Source organism: Stenomitos rutilans (assembly GCF_059505485.1).
In genome coordinates, this window is the sequence record NZ_JCACKR010000064.1 from 14,724 (window position 1) to 31,175 (window position 16,452).

Consider the following 16,452-nt stretch of genomic DNA (forward strand, 5'->3'; position numbering starts at 1 on the left):
CAGTGTTTAGGCGATTCATTTCTCTTCCTGGTTGGGCTATTCTGTCGTTTAGCATTAGTGGGCTGTTGCTTGGGTCTGCATTGCTACTACGTTCGGGTAGCCTGACTAGTTTTTTGCAGGTTAATGCGTCAACGGTGCCAGCACTGCCTGCTAAGGTACCTCCAGCGGCTGAACTGGGCCAGCGCCGTCAGTTAACGTATGAACAATGGGTTGCCCTCTTAGGGCGAGAGGCCAACGTTGTGGCAGAGTCACACCCAAAAGGGCTTACAGTCCTGGCAGGAGACTCTCTTAGCCTATGGTTTCCGCCCGATTTGTTGCCTCAGGGGTCTGTTTGGCTGAACCAGGGGATTTCAGGTGAAACATCGTTTGGGTTGTTGAGACGGCTCAAACTGTTTGATCGCACGCAGCCAGAGACGGTCTTTGTCATGATCGGTATTAACGATCTGATTCGAGGTCTCAGCGCTGAGACGCTGCTGGCAAATTATCGTGAGATTATGCTGCATCTGAGAAAGGCGCATCCTCAGGCTCAAATCGTTGTGCAGTCGATTTTGCCTCACGCGGGGAGTCGGTTGCCGCGATCGCCCATCCTGAGTTCCCCATTACCCAATCAGCAACTCGCGCTCTGGGAGTCTCGGTTAGCCATCATGCCCAATCGCCGTATTCAACAGTTGAATCAGACCTTGGCAGCGATGGCAAAAGCAGAAGGTCTCGACTATCTAGATTTGTATCCATTTTTTACAGATGCTAATGGCGATTTAGCGGCTGATCTCAGTACAGATGGACTGCATCTAAGTGTCAAAGGGTATCAAGTGTGGCGATCGCGCCTCCAACTGTTTGCACAGCAGCAAGCCACCGCCGTCAGGCAGTTACCCCAAACACCCGCAACACAGGCAGGCATGAAACGTTAATCAGTCTATGGCGCTTTAGCCCAAGAGAATGCCAAGATTGGAGCGGAGCCGCATTCTTCCGCAACTGCTATGACGGACTTTACCGTATCGATCGCCCAGCACTATCACGAGCGGACAAAATACAATTCCGAAACGATCAAAACGAAACAGCAACCGCTCGATTGGGGCAAGCAACCTTTACCCTTTAAGGAATACAAAATTGGTGTCTCGATTGATCTAAAACCCCATTTGACCGATGCCCCAACTACTTTCGACACTGACCCAAACAGCATCTGGTGGCGACGGTTATCGCGATTGCTCCTCTGTAGCTATGGGTTAACTAGCAAAGTTGCGACCCCTAGCGCCTTCCATTACTTGCGGGCTGCCCCTTCCGCTGGCGGGCTTTATCCAGCTGAGTTGTATTTAATCTCCCGTGGCACACCGCTTTTGCCCGCAGGGCTATACAACTATCAAGCGTATACTCACTCCCTGATACATTTCTGGGAGAGCGATGTGTGGACAAAGCTGCAAGCCGCCTGCTACTGGCATCCTGTGCTTGAAAATACACAGATTGCCCTAGTGACAACGGCTGTCTTTATGCGCTCAGCGTGGCGCTATCAAGATCGTGCCTACCGTCGCATCTGTTTGGATACAGGTCATCTGCTCGGCAATCTTGAGCTTGCCTGCGCGCTCACAGACTACCGCCCTCACTTGATTGGAGGCTTTATCGATGATGCTATGCAGCAACTCCTCTATTTAGACGCTGAGCAAGAAGGCACGATCGCCATTCTCCCCTTGGCGGATTTGCTGGATGTTAAGCAAAATCTCTCTCTGGCACGCACAGCGCTACCCGCTGCCACACACCGCGAATACCCGTCTCTTTCAGATGGACAGATCCTCGGCTATCTACATCACGCGACTCAACTGCCTCTCGATACAACCGTTAAGGTGAATTGGAAGCCGCCAGCAACCTACGCACAGCGTGACGATAAGTACAATTTTCCCTTTTGCCTCAAGGTGTCTACGCTGACGCCACCGATCGACTGGGGTAGCCAACTGGAGCAACTAGAAACGACACTGCTTCAGCGGCGATCGACCCGTACCTACAGTGGCGCAGCGCTAACTCTAGAAGAACTGATCGCCCTGCTAGACTTTACTTACCAGCCTCAGCACTACATTGATCAAGGGCTGGACGGTTCGCCCGACTATTTTGACGTAAGCCTCGTCGAAACCTTTATTGCCGTATCTTCCGTCACCGGGCTAGAAGAAGGTTGCTATTACTACGCCCCGAAAACTCAAGAACTGCGCCAAATCCGGTTCAAAAACTTTCGCCAGGAATTGCACTTCCTCTGCTTATGGCAAGATTTGGGTCGTGATGCAGGAGCCGTCCTGTTTCATACGGCTGATCTCAAGGCCTCGATCGCAGCCTATGGCGATCGCGTCTATCGCTACCTTCATATGGATGCAGGCCATTTAGGACAACGGCTCAACCTGGCAGCCATTCGACTTGGGCTTGGAGTGAGTGGCATTGCTGGCTTTTTTGACGACCAGGTCAATGAAGTGCTGGGGATTCCGATCGATGAAGCCGTTCTCTACATCACAACGTTAGGGCGTTCTGCCGAGCGCTAAAGCGGCATTGAACCTTTTGGAATTAACCGTGGTCTTAACCCATACAACTGCTACCGCGTTGCTGGAAGGCGAGATCAATGAGCACAACCTTTGCTCATTCAGCCCGCTTTTTATCTCCAAAATAGCAACGTCAAACGGAACCATCAGTTGTTTTTTCCACGCGTCCATTTCAAGACACACAATCACTATGAACGTAAAACGCTTCTTACTCCTACCCGGTGCGTTGGCTCTTGCACTTTCCTTCGTAGCTCCCATGCTGCCTGTGGGTGCTCAAAGCCCATCGCCCTCTGCGGGTCAGTACCAAAAACGTGGTGTTAACCTCAACCTTACGGCTGAACAGAAAGCACAATTAAAGCAAATTCGTGAATCGACTCGCAGTCAAATTGATGCTGTTTTAACACCGGAGCAAAAGGCTCAAATCGCTGCGGCCAAACAGCAAAGACAAGCAGGTCAACCAGGCCAACGAGTCAAAAAAGCACGCGGTGTGTGGGCTTCCCTAAATCTCTCGGCTGACCAAAAAGCCAAAATTCAGGCGATTCGTCAGGATGCCAAGCAGCAGAGGGATGCGGTGCTGACCCCCGAACAACGCCAGCAACTGGAGCAAGCTCGGCAACAGAGACAACAGAGACGCCAACAGCCCAGCCAATAAGCCAGCACATATGCTTAATGTGAGGCCAATTGTGTTGTTTCGCTTGCAAAAATAATTCGCTCTGAGTTCTAAACGAAAGAGGGTGTGGGATGTTATCTCCCATACCCTCTTTTTGATCGTCCCCCTTAACAAGATGTTGAAAGAGATATAGAAAGCCTCATCACTCTGTTGCTATCCTAACTGCGCTTAGCAGCCGGGCTAATGGTGCATGCTTCCTCGGCTGTACTTTTACTGAAGCGACACACGATCGCGCGAACGGCAGGCCTGGATAAGACATCAACTGCAACTGGAAAACGATGAAAAGGCAATTCTGAAGGGGTTTATCTGTCTTTTAACAAGCAGTTACATGCTTTTAACAGTTACTATCAGTGACAAGAGCGGTTAGTGGGTCGCTACGATCGTATTCCCTTCCCAAGAAATTAGCAGTTAAGGCATGAGAAAAACGATACGGACAGTGTACTATGATTTGATAGGTAAGAACGCAGCCCTCACCTTTACCTTCTGGCAAAGGTCAGTAAATTTGAGATCCACTCCATATAATTCCGAGCTAAGTTGATGAGTAAAAAGAAAAAAATTGAGCCTCTTACTGGTGAAGCGCTGCTCAAGAAAGTGAAAGAGTTGGAGCATCACAGCAAGGAAGAAAAAGCGCGGGAGTGCGGCTATTACACCTTGACCAAAAATGGTGTAGAGCGAGTTAATATGATGAAGTTCTTGAACGCGTTGATTGATGCTGAAGGTATCGAGCTTGACGGCAAGCAAAACGCAAATGGTCGAGGCGGTCGCAGCGCCAGCTATCGGATTAGCGTTCAGTCTAATGGCAATTTGCTGATTGGCTCTGCCTACACTAAGCAGATGGAACTAAAGCCTGGTGATGAATTTGAAATTTCTCTAGGTAGGAAGCACATTCATCTCAAGCAGATTGACCAACTTGATGAAGAATCTTAAATGGACACGATCGATTGGATGACTGCCCTCCCCGCTGCATTGGCAATTGCCATTTTTGTGGGTGGTTTGCTGATGATGTTCAGTAATATCTGGACGATTCGTAATAAATAGCTAATTAGACAAGTAGGCATCAAGCAGGTGCTTGTGAAGGCGGTGCACTTACTGGTTCGCTGCTCATGCTCACCGTCTCAGCAAGCGTCGATTCCACGATCGCTGCTCCAGGGACGATGGGTTCGGCAAGCAAAATCTTTGCTGTAGATGCGGCATCCAGATAGGGATGAAGCGATTGCTGCATCAACGACAGGCTGCATACCAGCGTAATTTTTTCCTGCTCAAGCATGCCTACGATACGGCGAGTGTCATTACGATCGACTACGGGCAACTGACGCAAGCCTCGTGCAGACATTCTCACCAAGGCATCATAAATTGGCTCATCTTCGTAGGCGTACAGGAGGTCTGTGGTACAAATGGTGCTCAAGGTCTGGCTAGACGGGCTGAAGTTAAGCCCATCGATCGAGATATAGGTTTGGCTATACTCCCATCGCGAAATAAAACGGTGGATGTCCTGCAATGTCACAATGCCAATGAGCTGATGCGCCTCATCGACAACCAGCACACTCCGCGATTGATGCTGCATCATCGCTACCCCCGCTTGCAACACCGACAATGAACCAGGCAAAGCCAGGAAATGCTGATGCATGGCTTGAAAGACTGGCAGCAGATGTAACATCTCTGAGTCTTGATCCGGTTGGAGTGTGAGACCGATTGATTGTACGGTTGCTGTGTTGTGAGTAATGGGTCTAAGACGGTCAACGAGCCAGACGCTTAAACTCACAGCCGCCATGAGGGGCAGAATAATCCGGTAGTCGCGGGTCAGCTCAAACAGCAACAGAATTGCCGTTAAGGGCGCACGAGCACTCGCAGCCAGTACAGCCGCCATGCCCACCATGGCATACGCGGGGGGAGCCGCAATGCTGCCAGGTGCGATCGGCAGCACGATCGCCATTGCCTTCCCATAAACCGCACCGAGTGATGCACCCAGAAACATCGCGGGTGCAAATAATCCGCCTACTAGACCACTCCCTAAACTTACAGCGGTCATCACCAGCTTTGTGATGAGTAGACTCAGCAGTAGCAGTAACGAAAAGTGAGCATCTCGCAGCATGGCTTCTACGGTTTCGTAGCCAATTCCCAGAATTTGGGGAAACTGCAACGCGACCATACCAACGCATAAACCGCCGACGGCAGGGCGAAGCGCCGAGGGCAAGCGACCCATCCAGCGCAACCCAGAGATCTGCCCATCAAATAACTGTTGGGCCGTCTGAATCGACTGGGTATACGCGATCGACACCAGACTAGCAAACAGACCTAACCCAAGATATAGCGGCAGCTCCAATGGGCTGCGCACTTCATAGCTCGGCAGCGTAAACGGAGGTTGTCCACCTAGCCCAATTTGGGCAATTAATGCTGCAACGACTGCCGATAGTAAGACAACGCTTACCGCAGAGGTGGCAAACGTTGTTCCTAGCACCACTTCGAGAGCAAAAAACACCCCTGCGATCGGGGCATTAAAACCTGCCGCCAAGCCAGCAGCAGCCCCCGCCCCCAAAAGCAACCGCTGACGCTCCTTTGACATCTGTAGCGTTTGCCCAATAAGCACTCCAATGTTGGCACCAATCTCAACGCTCGGCCCTTCAGGCCCAAGGGATGCGCCCGTGCCCAGCGAGACGGAAGCTGCAACCGCTTTAGCACTAGCTCGTAGCGGGGAAACGTTTCCTAGCCCTTGCGCTGCGGCAATCAACGCCGATAAGCTAGGGCCGAAATCTTTGAGCAGCCAGCGCATCGTGCCAACCAGGAAGCCACCCAAAACGGGAACACAGGCAAGCGTCCAGAAGCCTAGAGGCGCGATCGCCCCCATCAAATCCTCTAGCATGAGGCTCTGGATCTGCTGAATCAGATAGTGGAAAAGCACCACAGCACAACCTGTACCGCTACCAATTACCAGCGCTAGCAGCAGCACAACCGTTTCTGGCGAGGGCTGAAGACGATTAAAGGCACTGCTAAGGAAAGGAGCGGATGGCTTAAAGCCTTCGGGCGTAGCAGTCAACGCATCAGAGGGAGAACTGGCGGTCATTAAACAGTAATGGCGATTATGAGATCAAGTTTAATTTTTGTTGCTAGCAATCCCATTCTCACTTATTTTTAGCGCCGTAGCGTGCCTTGTTATGCCCGAATTGTCACCCAAACAAAGAACTTCACCATGACTCGTATAGATAGAAGCCGCACAGGTTTTGGGCTGGTCTAAAAGTCTTGACTATTCCAGTAAGCAGAACGACGCTCACAGGGCTAATTTTGCTTAATAAGGGCGATCGACTGCGTAGCATTCCGTCCGAAAGACTGTAAAAGAATTTTGGCGGCAACGCTTTATGTCTGAACCTGGAAGATTAAAAAAAACGAAGAGGCGTGCTGAAAAGGTTCTCAAACCCGAATACAGCAGGTTACACTGAGCGAGGCAAGCATCTGGATTTAACCCATATCTAGGCGACGTCTCCGCCCTGTCCTCTGGTTCTGCAAGTATTAATTTGGCCGCTATTTAGACGCCTGGATTCCTTAAGGGAATACTCATTGAATTGGTTAAGTAAGCCTCTGTAACAGTGAACGATTCAGATGAACGCTCATACCTTCGATACAGATTCTCCTGTCTGCCCCATTTGTCATCGGGCGGGTGTCATTAAGCCCCACAAAATTCTGAAAGGATTGCTGACGTGCCAAAACTGCCGCGAAAGGCTGGTAGTGAGTTGGAGCGGTCATTATGTTCGTGACCCATTTAGCCTCAAGCCTCTTGCAACAGGTCAAATGCTGCGACGTGAAAGCCGTCCGTTAGCTCGAATGCAGCGTGACTTCAGGTTAGTCATTCCTTCACTTGTGTGGACGGTTCTGGGGAGTGCCATTGTTATAGGCACGGCAGTGTTTCTCGTGCAAAACGCTCCGATTAAACGCACGCCCTCAACGCACCCATTGCCATCGCCAACCAACGTTGAACGATCGCCCAAACTCAACCAAGCGTCTGGCCTTAACAAATCGTGAATATCACACCATTCCAGCGCGTGAGTTCAGTTGTGCGGTGAAACTGCCTAAGCCTTATCCAAATTAACCTTCGCTTGCCGCTCAAACCAGATGATGACTTGAGAGACGGTGAGCGCTTCGATCGCTACGCCTGCCTCCTGAGCTATCTGCTTTAACGGCTTCAGTGATGCGATGACTAGTTGGGCAAAAAACTGCCGGAACTCTCGATCAAGCCCTGTTTGCAAGCTCTCATCTTGATAGACCCAATCTTCAATCTGTTGTGGGTCTAGCTGCGTAATGGACGTAGTATTCTCCTGAGCAATTTGCCTGAGCGATCGCAGCGCATAAATAGCCACCCGCGCTGAAAACTTTTCCCGCGAAGTCAATAGCGCCTTGTCAACTTCGGCACATTCTTCAGGTGTCAGAAATTCGTTAGATGGTTGCATAAAAGCACTCAACGATTGGCTATTGACCTAATCAGACAACGTATACATCGTAAACCGCTCGTCATCTGGCCCATGCTTGATTAACAACTGCACCGCATTGGGTTCTCTCCAAGGTTGCTCCCTGACAACTTCAATAAACTCATCAATTTTTAAGAAGTTGTATGCGCCGCCGTAAACACAAGCAGTCATTGCTTTCCCTGTATTCACATACTGATCCAAATTAACCAGTGAAGTAAAGCGGTATTCCGCGAGCCAAGCGTTAACAGCATTTAGCGGTACAACCTCTTCAAAAGCCTCGCACTCATCGTCGCAGACTTCGTCCAAGCTGAAAATTAGCAGGACATCGACCACCCAACCCAATGCTAGAACTCCTTTGGCATCAAGTGTTACTTTGGCTGAATGAGATAGCCGCAGCGATGTTCACCGTTGACGAGCCAGTGAGTTCGCTCAACACAACATTCCAGCGCCACGGCAAACATTTCTAGTTCGTGACCGCAGACGCTAGGGAACGATTCGGCAATGTGGGAAATGGCGCAATTGTACTCTGTCAAGATGAAGCGATCACCCTCCTCATCGCTTGCGCCCGTCTCGTTAACCGGATGACACTCCGCCATATACCCTTCAGCGCGCCGAAGCTCAACCAGTTTGGAAACTCGCTCTTTTGAGGAACCAGCACCGATGCGATCGCGATATTCCATTGCTTTGCGTTCCCACTGCTTGCGCAGGATCGATCCCATTTGATCGGCTCCAACCGTTTCTGCCAGAGTATCGAGCAGCGAAACGGCAAAATCATCGTAGCGATCGGGAAAGCGATCGCGCCCTTCTTGGCTAAGGACATAGCTATAGTTTGGACGACCCATTCCAGTCTGTACGACCTGATGAATAATCAACCCATCCGTTTCCAAATCTTTCAGATGTCGCCGTATTGCTTGCGGGCTTACATGCAGTTGATCCGCAAGTTCCTGCACCGTGCATTGTCCTTGCTTCAACAAGTGCTCAAGGATGTCTTGCTTGGTAGAAGCTTGCTTGGTAGAGGGTTGTTGAATAGTCGTCATTCTTTTTCCAGCGGTAAAGCCGACTCCTAAAAGACACCCGTTGACTTGATCATAACAATGCCCATCTGCCAAAGCTCTGACAGCGATCGAACGTTTTTCAAGCTGTCCCTCTTATGACCATGCAACCGTTTGCCGGGTGCAACACTTGACAGTGACACTTTGACAACAACAATGTTGCTAAAGTATCTTACAATGTAGTTAAGCAACAACTGTGTTGTTTTAATTATAGAATCGATCCGTTGTCTTGTCGCGCTGCCTCATGAACTCAGAGACTCAATCCAACGCACCTGCTCAATCTACCGATAAAAGCCTCGAAGCGATGAGGCACTTTTCTATTACGTATGCCAAGCGAACCGGCACCTACTTTTGTGTCGATCCGGGCGTGACAGCGGTGGTCATTGAAGGATTGGCGAAGCACAAAGATGATCTGGGTTCGCCGCTATGCCCCTGTCGTCATTATGAAGATAAAGCGGCTGAAGTTGAGGCCGCTTACTGGAATTGTCCCTGTGTGCCCATGCGGGAGCGCAAAGAGTGTCATTGCATGCTGTTTCTCACGTCTGATAATGACTTTGCAGGCGACCAGCAAGACATCACCTTTGATGATATTAGAGCGACTACCAATCAGCATCACGGCTAATGATTAACTGCCCTCTGTCCCGATCGTCGTCCTAACCGTAGACCAGAGAACACTACTAATGAGTCCCACTGTTCAAAACTTAGTTAACCAACCCTACAAGTACGGCTTCATCACCAACATTGAATCCGATACGATTCCGCGTGGGTTGAGCGAAGATGTTGTGCGGCTGATCTCGGCGAAGAAAGAAGAGCCAGAGTTCATGCTGGAGTTTCGGCTGAAGGCGTACCGTCAATGGTTGAAGATGACGGAGCCAAACTGGCAAAATGCGAGCTATCCGGCGATCGACTACCAGAATATCGTCTATTACTCTGCGCCGAAGGTCAAAGAGAAGAAGAAGAGCCTGGAAGAAGTCGATCCTGAACTGCTGGATACCTTTGAGAAGCTTGGCATTCCGCTCTCAGAACAAAAGCGCTTGAGCAATGTGGCGGTGGATGCCATTTTTGACAGCATCTCGATCGCCACCACCTTTAAAGAAAAGCTGGCAGAGAAGGGCGTGATCTTCTGCTCCATTTCAGAAGCGGTGCAAGAGTATCCCGAACTAGTGCAAAAATACCTGGGTAGCGTCGTTCCCGTTGGCGACAACTTCTTTGCAGCACTCAATTCTGCTGTCTTTAGCGATGGCTCCTTCGTCTACATTCCCAAAGGCACTCAATGCCCGATGGAGCTTTCCACCTACTTCCGCATTAACAACGGCGATTCGGGTCAGTTTGAGCGGACGTTGATTGTGGCAGAAGAAGGGAGTTCGGTCAGCTACCTCGAAGGCTGTACCGCACCCATGTACGACACCAATCAGCTTCATGCGGCTGTGGTGGAATTGGTGGCGCTCGATAATGCCGACATTAAATACTCCACCGTCCAGAACTGGTACGCGGGCGATGCCAACGGTAAAGGCGGCATTTACAACTTTGTGACCAAGCGCGGGCTATGCCAGGGCGTGAACTCCAAGATTTCCTGGACGCAAGTAGAGACAGGTTCTGCGATTACCTGGAAGTATCCCAGTTGCGTTCTGGTTGGCGACAACTCAGTGGGCGAATTCTACTCTGTCGCGCTGACCAATCATCACCAGCAAGCAGATACGGGCACCAAGATGGTGCACATTGGCAAGAACACCCGCAGCACAATCATTTCTAAAGGCATCTCGGCAGGACAGTCGAAGAACAGCTATCGCGGCTTGGTCAAAATTGGACCCAAAGCAACGGGCGCGCGGAACTATTCTCAATGCGACTCGATGTTGATTGGCGACAATGCTCAGGCGAATACCTTCCCCTACATTCAGGTGCAAAACAACAAAGGCAAAGTGGAACACGAAGCGTCAACGTCGAAGATTGGCGAAGATCAGCTCTTCTACTTCTCCCAGCGCGGTATTTCCGCCGAAGATGCCATCTCTATGATGATTAGTGGTTTCTGTAAGGATGTGTTTAACCAGTTGCCAATGGAGTTTGCGGTGGAAGCCGATCGGCTCCTCAGCCTCAAACTCGAAGGCAGTGTTGGCTAAGTTCAGGTTTGAGCAGTTGGTTGATAGTTGTTAGTTTCAAAAGCGTTCTCCTGCTGGCTGATTGCTGGGGACTAACCGCTAATCTTTTAGAGGTCAAGGATGATTAACGAGAACGCAGAAGTAATTTTGTCGGTGCGGAATTTGACTGCCGATGTAGACGGAGTTCAGATTCTTAAAGGGCTGAATCTTGAAATCAAAGCGGGTGAAGTTCACGCCATTATGGGGCCGAATGGCTCTGGTAAAAGTACTTTTTCTAAAGTGCTGGCTGGGCATCCTGACTACACCGTGACAGGTGGCGAAATCATCTTTCAAGGCGAAAATCTGCTGGATCTAGAAGCAGAAGAACGGGCACGATCGGGCATTTTTCTCGCCTTTCAATACCCCATTGAAATTTCCGGCGTGAGCAATCTTGACTTTTTAAGAGTGGCATACAATTCCAAACGCAAACATCAGGGCTTAGACGAACTGGATGCGTTTGATTTTGATGATTTGGTGCGACAAAAGCTAGACATCGTGAAAATGGATGCTGCCTTTCTCAGCCGCAGTCTGAATGAAGGTTTTTCGGGTGGCGAGAAGAAGCGCAACGAAATTCTGCAAATGGCGATGCTGGAACCGAAGCTTGGCATTCTGGACGAAACGGATTCGGGTTTAGATATTGATGCGCTCAAGATTGTGTCGAACGGGGTGAATCAGCTTGCGAACACAGAGAATGCGATCGTCCTCATCACCCACTACCAGCGCTTGCTCGACTACATCACGCCCGATTATGTTCACGTCATGGAAGGTGGACGCATTCTCACCACAGGCGGTAAGGAATTAGCTCTGGAGCTAGAAGCACGTGGTTACGACTGGGTACGCGAAGAGGAAGCAGCGGAGGTCGGCGCACGATGACGATTCAATCTACTGTGTCTGACATCGTGACGGGGAATGGTAAAGCTAAGAGCGATTCTCCGGAAGAGAGGCTTCGCCAACGCGGTGAATACCTCCAGCAATGGCTGCGCTTACGCCCGGACCTAGGTGAAGAGTCAGCTTGGTTAAAGGCGATTCGCGATCGGGCTACGGCAAGCGTCAAAACACTCGCGGTACCGTCTACCCGTGACGAAGAATGGCGGTTTACAGATTTATCAGGTCTCTTGCAGGTTCGCTTTCAGCCAAGCAGTGAGAAACCTCCCACTTTAGGGTTTGAAGCGATTCAACCGTTCATCCTGCCAGAAGCGGCCAGCAGTCGTCTCGTTTTTGTAAATGGACAGTACGATCCGGCGTTATCGGCTGTAGATGACTTACCCGATGGCGTGATTGTCACGAGTCTCGCGGCTGGTGCCACACTCCTCAGCAACCTGCCAACCTACTTAGCACAGCAGCAAGGCGCGGAGGAAACTTTCACGGCACTGAATACAGCGAGTTTGACGGATGGTGCGCTCGTTTGGGTTGAAAAAAATCAAGCGATCGCCTCACCTATCCAAATTCTCTACGTTTCCACCGCGACCCAACCAACGATCGACCATCCTCGTACCCTCGTTGTGGCCGAAGCGGGTAGCCAACTGACGCTGGTTGAAGCGTATGTCGCGATCTATGACGGCATCTACTTTACCGATCCCGTCACAGAAATCTGGCTGGATGCTAATGCTGAAGTGAACCATACGCGCATTCAGCACGACAGCGATACCGCCTTTCATATCGGTAAGACAGCCGTTTCGCAGGCGCAGGATTCTCGTTATACCTGTAATGCAGTGAGTCTTGGTGCGAAGCTTTCGCGTCACAACTTGGAGGTTTATCACACCGGAGAGCAGACTGAAACAACGCTGAATGGCTTGACCATCATTGATGGTGAACAGGTGGCGGATACGCATAGCACGATCGCCTACAGCCATCCCCACGGCAGCAGTAATCAGATTCATAAGTGCATTGTGGACGATCGTGCCCACGCCGTCTTTAACGGTAAAGTCTTCGTGCCCAAAGCGGCTCAGCTTACCGACGCAAAGCAACTTAGCAGCAACCTGTTGCTGTCGCCCAAAGCACGGGTAGACACCAAACCTCAGCTTGAGATCACGGCTGATAACGTGAAATGTACTCATGGTGCAACCGTCAGCCAGCTTGACAGCGATGAAGTCTTTTACCTGCAAAGTCGCGGCATCGACGAAGACAGCGCTCGCAAGCTGTTGACCTACGCCTTTGCCTACGAAGTCATTCGTGAAATTCCCGTTGCGTCGCTGAGAGAGAAGTTGGCGGCGATCGTCCGTACTCAGCAAGCCTGAAGATTCAGAAGTCAGGAGTCAGGAGCCAGAATCAACTCAAGGCCCTTCTCTTATTTCCTCCGCTTCCCCTTGCCCCCTCCGCTCCCCCTGCCCCTCATTTCCTCCCGCCATGACCCTCATCCAAACAAAACCCCTCGCTGCCAGAGTTCGCGCTGATTTTCCCATCCTGCATCAGCAGATTCACGACAAGCCGTTGGTGTATTTGGATAATGCAGCAACCTCACAAAAGCCGATCGCCGTTCTGGATGCCTTGCGCCACTACTACGAGCACGACAACGCTAACGTGCATCGGGGTGTGCATACTCTGAGTTCACGGGCAACGGATGCCTACGAAGGGGCACGGGACAAGGTTGCAGCCTTCGTGAATGCAGCATCACGGCAAGAAATTGTTTACACCCGCAATGCCAGTGAGGCGATTAACCTGGTTGCCTATGCGTGGGGCAATACCAGCCTGCAACGGGGCGATGAAATTATCCTCTCGGTGATGGAACACCACAGTAACCTGATTCCTTGGCAACTGCTGGCGCAACGAACAGGGGCAGTGCTGAAGTTTGTCGAGCTAACTGAAACTGAAGAGTTTGATCTAGACCACTTCAAGTCGCTGCTGTCAGACAAAACGAAGCTGATTTCGGTGGTGCATGTATCCAACACGCTGGGCTGCATTAATCCTGTGAAGGAGATTTGCACGATCGCTCACCAGCATGGTGCGAAAGTCTTGATCGACGCCTGCCAGAGTGTCCCTCACATGTCGATCGACGTACAGGCCATTGATTGCGATTGGCTTGTCGCTTCTGGACATAAGATGTGTGCCGCCACGGGGATCGGCTTTCTTTACGGCAAGTTAGCGTTACTGCGATCGATGCCTCCCTTCCTGGGTGGTGGCGAGATGATTGCCGATGTGTTTTTGGATCACTCGACCTATGCGGATTTGCCCCACAAATTTGAAGCGGGTACGCCTGCTATTGCAGAGGCGATCGCGCTGGGTGCAGCGGTGGATTACTTAAGCGCGATCGGCATGGATACCATTCACGCTTATGAAGAAGAACTAACTAACTACCTGTTCCAACAGCTTCAACAAATTCCTGAATTAAGGCTGTACGGACCTAAACCAAAAGCAGATGGTAGTGGACGAGCAGCCTTAGCGGCATTTACAGCAGGAGAGGTGCATCCTCACGACCTGTCTACCATTCTGGATCAAGCAGGTGTAGCGATTCGGGCAGGACATCACTGCACCCAACCGCTCCATCGGTATATGGGCGCTCAGTCTACGGCGCGGGCAAGCCTCTACTTTTACAATACGCACGAAGAGATCGATGTGTTTATTGCCTCATTGAAAGAGGCGATCGAGTTCTTTGGCAGTATTTTTGGCTAAACTTTACGGCAACCTCATCGCTTTCTTACGGATTATACGGATTCTAAGTTGCTAGAACGTATGGTGTTGTGTGAGACTTGAGCTGTATTCGCTGTTGCCCCCGGCAAATACGGCTTTTCACGCCCAGCACAACTACACTTTACTGGAGCAGCTTAGTGAAAACCGTCATGCGTGAGCGGCGCGCCACTCAATCGAAGCGGCAACCCACTTTTTTTACGCGGCAGTACGCGGTTGCGCTTGCAGGCGTCTGCTTTTCAACCGTAGCAGTCACCCACTACAACGAAAGTAAAGTGTCTCAATGTAATCGCCTAGTTGCGATCGTCAATCAGGCGGCTGATGCTCAACCAGACGCTTTAGGTCTGACGATGGCTGAAGACAATCATCGTCTTATGAAGACGGCAATTCAGCTTGAGGGCTATGCCGATCGACTCGCATTTACAGACTTTTCTGACCCCCAAGTGCAAGTGTTTCAATCACAGTTTGTTCAGCTCTACCGCGATATCAGTCGGGCAAGCAGTGCAGTGGTTACGGCTCCTACAGACAACTTTCAAATTGTGAGTCAGGTCAATCGATCGTTCATCGAAACGCAGGAGCGTGAGAGTCCACTGGTGCAAAAAGTGAACCAGTATTGTAACGCTCGATAAGGGCTGACTCACGATCGCTCCAACGATGGATTAAAGTTCGCTGTCGTCCCAGCATAATGAGTGCATCTGTCTTGCCACGAGAGCAAGATTATTGCTGTGGAGTCTATAGAAGAATGATTAAATCCTGGATGGTGATTGGAGGGGTCGCTTTTTTAATCGCGTTTGTCAGTGGCATTCTGCGACCGCGAGATGTGAAGTGGTTTGCTCGATTGCAACGCCCGCGTTGGCTCACGTTTGAAGCCCTGATTCCTGTTATTTGGACAGTTGTGCTCATCTGTGGAGCCTGGTCAGCGTACATTGTTTGGGAGCGCGATCCTGGCAGCAGCAAGACCTGGCTACTCATGGGCACTTATGCACTACTGGAACTGGCGATCGTCCTCTATTCCCCAGTGACGCTCTGGTTACGCAGCCTGAATGCAGGTACGATCGTGGGTGGCATTGGGGTTGTGATTGGGCTCATTTTGGCATTTGTCGTTTGGCCGCTTTCAGGTTGGGCCGCACTGCTGCTGGTGCCTTACTTAATTTGGAGCCCGATCGGCACGTATACCACCTGGGAAATGGCGAAGCTCAATCCTGAGTCTGCTTGAAATATGAGATCGCCTGTAAAGCCGCGTCGATTGTGTTCAGCCCCTGCTTGAGTGATAGATCCTTTGTCATCGGTTGGATGAACGGCGTGAACCCTGACGTCAAGCTTGCTTTAGTTAGGTTACGCTAACACTCCTCTGGTGTGCTGGAACGGCTGTGCCCAACCGAAGTGGTTGCACGGGTTTCAGGCGTTTTGTCAGTCAATCAGAGTGCAGCACCCAATGCAGATGTTCTCAGCCAGCCAGCGATCTACCCAATCTGCAATCTATGAAAAATTTTGATCTGAAGCTTGCAACGTCTTTCTGAGCGTTAGGATCTAAAGGCATTTTCACCAGTCGTTGAACGCTGGAGCAAGGAGACCTCATGACCCGCGCCATCATGGAAACCAATAAGGGTACCATCAACCTCGATTTATTTGACGCTGATGCGCCAAACACCGTCAAAAACTTTGTCGATCTGTCTGAGAAAGGGTTCTACGATGGGCTTGCCTTCCATCGCGTGATTCCTGACTTTATGGTGCAGGGAGGCTGCCCACTCGGCACTGGCACAGGCGGTCCAGGCTACAAAATCAAGGATGAACTGAACCACAACAAGCACCTCGCTGGCACTCTATCAATGGCTCATGCGGGGCCAAATACGGGTGGTAGTCAATTCTTCATCTGCCATTCGCCGCAACCCCACCTAGATGGCGTGCATACCACCTTTGGGCGCACTCAAGATATGGATGTGGTAAATGCCATTCGGAAGGGCGATAAGATTCTTTCGGTGAAGATTGAAAAGTAGCGAT

At 50.7% G+C, this 16,452-nt stretch carries 17 protein-coding genes; 13 read left to right on the plus strand and 4 right to left on the minus strand.

Annotated elements, in window-relative coordinates; translation table 11 throughout:
- Positions 1–2 precede the first annotated feature (2 nt).
- The 4 genes from AC5JLP_RS11650 to AC5JLP_RS11665 all read left to right on the plus strand — a co-directional run bounded on the left by AC5JLP_RS11650 (position 3) and on the right by AC5JLP_RS11665 (position 4,110).
- Positions 3–908, plus strand: coding sequence for a GDSL-type esterase/lipase family protein (locus AC5JLP_RS11650; RefSeq protein ID WP_496068107.1), 906 nt, complete (start codon positions 3–5; stop codon positions 906–908).
- 69 nt (positions 909–977) lie between these two features.
- Entirely contained in the window at positions 978–2,516 is a 1,539-nt protein-coding gene (locus AC5JLP_RS11655) for a SagB/ThcOx family dehydrogenase (RefSeq protein WP_496068108.1), read from the plus strand.
- Between the two features lie 187 nt (positions 2,517–2,703).
- The gene (locus AC5JLP_RS11660) at positions 2,704–3,165 is read left to right on the plus strand and encodes a hypothetical protein (protein ID WP_496068109.1); all 462 of its coding nucleotides are present in this window, start codon (positions 2,704–2,706) and stop codon (positions 3,163–3,165) included.
- 555 nt (positions 3,166–3,720) lie between these two features.
- Positions 3,721–4,110, plus strand: coding sequence for an AbrB family transcriptional regulator (locus AC5JLP_RS11665; RefSeq protein ID WP_496068110.1), 390 nt, complete (start codon positions 3,721–3,723; stop codon positions 4,108–4,110).
- 130 nt (positions 4,111–4,240) lie between these two features.
- On the opposite strand, the gene AC5JLP_RS11670 is transcribed toward AC5JLP_RS11665, so the two are convergent.
- The gene (locus tag AC5JLP_RS11670; protein WP_496068111.1) at positions 4,241–6,244 is read right to left on the minus strand and encodes a chloride channel protein; all 2,004 of its coding nucleotides are present in this window, start codon (positions 6,242–6,244) and stop codon (positions 4,241–4,243) included.
- Positions 6,245–6,777: 533 nt separating this feature from the next.
- Between AC5JLP_RS11670 and AC5JLP_RS11675 the strand changes: the two genes are divergently transcribed.
- Positions 6,778–7,197: a hypothetical protein gene (locus AC5JLP_RS11675; RefSeq protein WP_496068112.1), complete on the plus strand. Its 420-nt coding sequence runs from the start codon at positions 6,778–6,780 to the stop codon at positions 7,195–7,197.
- Between the two features lie 47 nt (positions 7,198–7,244).
- On the opposite strand, the gene AC5JLP_RS11680 is transcribed toward AC5JLP_RS11675, so the two are convergent.
- From AC5JLP_RS11680 to sufR, 3 genes are read right to left on the minus strand one after another with little or no spacing between them, the layout of a single operon-like run.
- Positions 7,245–7,622 carry an NDH complex assembly factor CRR9 gene (locus AC5JLP_RS11680; protein ID WP_496068113.1) on the minus strand — a complete coding sequence of 126 codons (378 nt, stop codon included), beginning with the start codon at positions 7,620–7,622 and terminating at the stop codon, positions 7,245–7,247.
- Between the two features lie 27 nt (positions 7,623–7,649).
- Positions 7,650–7,982, minus strand: a complete 333-nt coding sequence (locus AC5JLP_RS11685) for a hypothetical protein (RefSeq protein WP_496068114.1) — start codon at positions 7,980–7,982, stop codon at positions 7,650–7,652.
- Positions 7,983–8,008: 26 nt separating this feature from the next.
- Positions 8,009–8,677, minus strand: coding sequence for an iron-sulfur cluster biosynthesis transcriptional regulator SufR (gene sufR / locus AC5JLP_RS11690; protein ID WP_496068115.1), 669 nt, complete (start codon positions 8,675–8,677; stop codon positions 8,009–8,011).
- Positions 8,678–8,936: 259 nt separating this feature from the next.
- Here sufR and AC5JLP_RS11695 point away from each other — a divergent pair, with 259 nt between their 5' ends.
- The 8 genes from AC5JLP_RS11695 (at position 8,937) to AC5JLP_RS11730 (ending at position 16,448) form a co-directional block, all read left to right on the plus strand.
- Positions 8,937–9,314, plus strand: a complete 378-nt coding sequence (locus AC5JLP_RS11695) for a ferredoxin thioredoxin reductase catalytic beta subunit (RefSeq protein WP_496068116.1) — start codon at positions 8,937–8,939, stop codon at positions 9,312–9,314.
- Between the two features lie 58 nt (positions 9,315–9,372).
- A complete protein-coding gene (sufB, locus tag AC5JLP_RS11700; protein WP_496068117.1) occupies positions 9,373–10,809 on the plus strand; it encodes a Fe-S cluster assembly protein SufB in 1,437 nt (478 codons plus the stop codon).
- Positions 10,810–10,908: 99 nt separating this feature from the next.
- Positions 10,909–11,700: a Fe-S cluster assembly ATPase SufC gene (gene sufC, locus AC5JLP_RS11705; RefSeq protein WP_496068118.1), complete on the plus strand. Its 792-nt coding sequence runs from the start codon at positions 10,909–10,911 to the stop codon at positions 11,698–11,700.
- Positions 11,697–13,064, plus strand: a complete 1,368-nt coding sequence (gene sufD / locus AC5JLP_RS11710) for a Fe-S cluster assembly protein SufD (protein ID WP_496068119.1) — start codon at positions 11,697–11,699, stop codon at positions 13,062–13,064. The genes sufC and sufD overlap by 4 nt, the downstream gene beginning before the upstream one ends.
- Before the next feature lie 109 nt (positions 13,065–13,173).
- A complete protein-coding gene (locus tag AC5JLP_RS11715; RefSeq protein ID WP_496068120.1) occupies positions 13,174–14,436 on the plus strand; it encodes a SufS family cysteine desulfurase in 1,263 nt (420 codons plus the stop codon).
- Between the two features lie 155 nt (positions 14,437–14,591).
- Positions 14,592–15,080 carry a hypothetical protein gene (locus tag AC5JLP_RS11720; RefSeq protein WP_496068121.1) on the plus strand — a complete coding sequence of 163 codons (489 nt, stop codon included), beginning with the start codon at positions 14,592–14,594 and terminating at the stop codon, positions 15,078–15,080.
- Positions 15,081–15,193: 113 nt separating this feature from the next.
- On the plus strand, positions 15,194–15,667 hold the full coding sequence (locus AC5JLP_RS11725; protein ID WP_496068122.1) for a TspO/MBR family protein: 474 nt from the start codon (positions 15,194–15,196) through the stop codon (positions 15,665–15,667).
- Between the two features lie 361 nt (positions 15,668–16,028).
- Positions 16,029–16,448 (plus strand): peptidylprolyl isomerase, encoded by a 420-nt coding sequence (locus AC5JLP_RS11730; protein WP_496068123.1) that lies wholly within the window; start codon positions 16,029–16,031, stop codon positions 16,446–16,448.
- The last annotated feature ends 4 nt before the right edge of the window (positions 16,449–16,452 follow it).

Excerpts from the sequence above, each read along its gene's own strand:
- AC5JLP_RS11655 (WP_496068108.1), top strand. The coding sequence starts at position 978 with ATGACGGACTTTACCGTATCGATCGCCCAGCACTATCACGAGCGGACA.
- AC5JLP_RS11660 (WP_496068109.1), top strand. The coding sequence starts at position 2,704 with ATGAACGTAAAACGCTTCTTACTCCTACCCGGTGCGTTGGCTCTTGCA.
- AC5JLP_RS11665 (WP_496068110.1), top strand. The coding sequence starts at position 3,721 with ATGAGTAAAAAGAAAAAAATTGAGCCTCTTACTGGTGAAGCGCTGCTC.
- AC5JLP_RS11670 (WP_496068111.1), bottom strand. The coding sequence starts at position 6,244 with ATGACCGCCAGTTCTCCCTCTGATGCGTTGACTGCTACGCCCGAAGGC.
- AC5JLP_RS11675 (WP_496068112.1), top strand. The coding sequence starts at position 6,778 with ATGAACGCTCATACCTTCGATACAGATTCTCCTGTCTGCCCCATTTGT.
- AC5JLP_RS11680 (WP_496068113.1), bottom strand. The coding sequence starts at position 7,622 with ATGCAACCATCTAACGAATTTCTGACACCTGAAGAATGTGCCGAAGTT.
- sufR (WP_496068115.1), bottom strand. The coding sequence starts at position 8,677 with ATGACGACTATTCAACAACCCTCTACCAAGCAAGCTTCTACCAAGCAA.
- AC5JLP_RS11695 (WP_496068116.1), top strand. The coding sequence starts at position 8,937 with ATGAACTCAGAGACTCAATCCAACGCACCTGCTCAATCTACCGATAAA.
- sufB (WP_496068117.1), top strand. The coding sequence starts at position 9,373 with ATGAGTCCCACTGTTCAAAACTTAGTTAACCAACCCTACAAGTACGGC.
- sufC (WP_496068118.1), top strand. The coding sequence starts at position 10,909 with ATGATTAACGAGAACGCAGAAGTAATTTTGTCGGTGCGGAATTTGACT.
- sufD (WP_496068119.1), top strand. The coding sequence starts at position 11,697 with ATGACGATTCAATCTACTGTGTCTGACATCGTGACGGGGAATGGTAAA.
- AC5JLP_RS11715 (WP_496068120.1), top strand. The coding sequence starts at position 13,174 with ATGACCCTCATCCAAACAAAACCCCTCGCTGCCAGAGTTCGCGCTGAT.
- AC5JLP_RS11725 (WP_496068122.1), top strand. The coding sequence starts at position 15,194 with ATGATTAAATCCTGGATGGTGATTGGAGGGGTCGCTTTTTTAATCGCG.
- AC5JLP_RS11730 (WP_496068123.1), top strand. The coding sequence starts at position 16,029 with ATGACCCGCGCCATCATGGAAACCAATAAGGGTACCATCAACCTCGAT.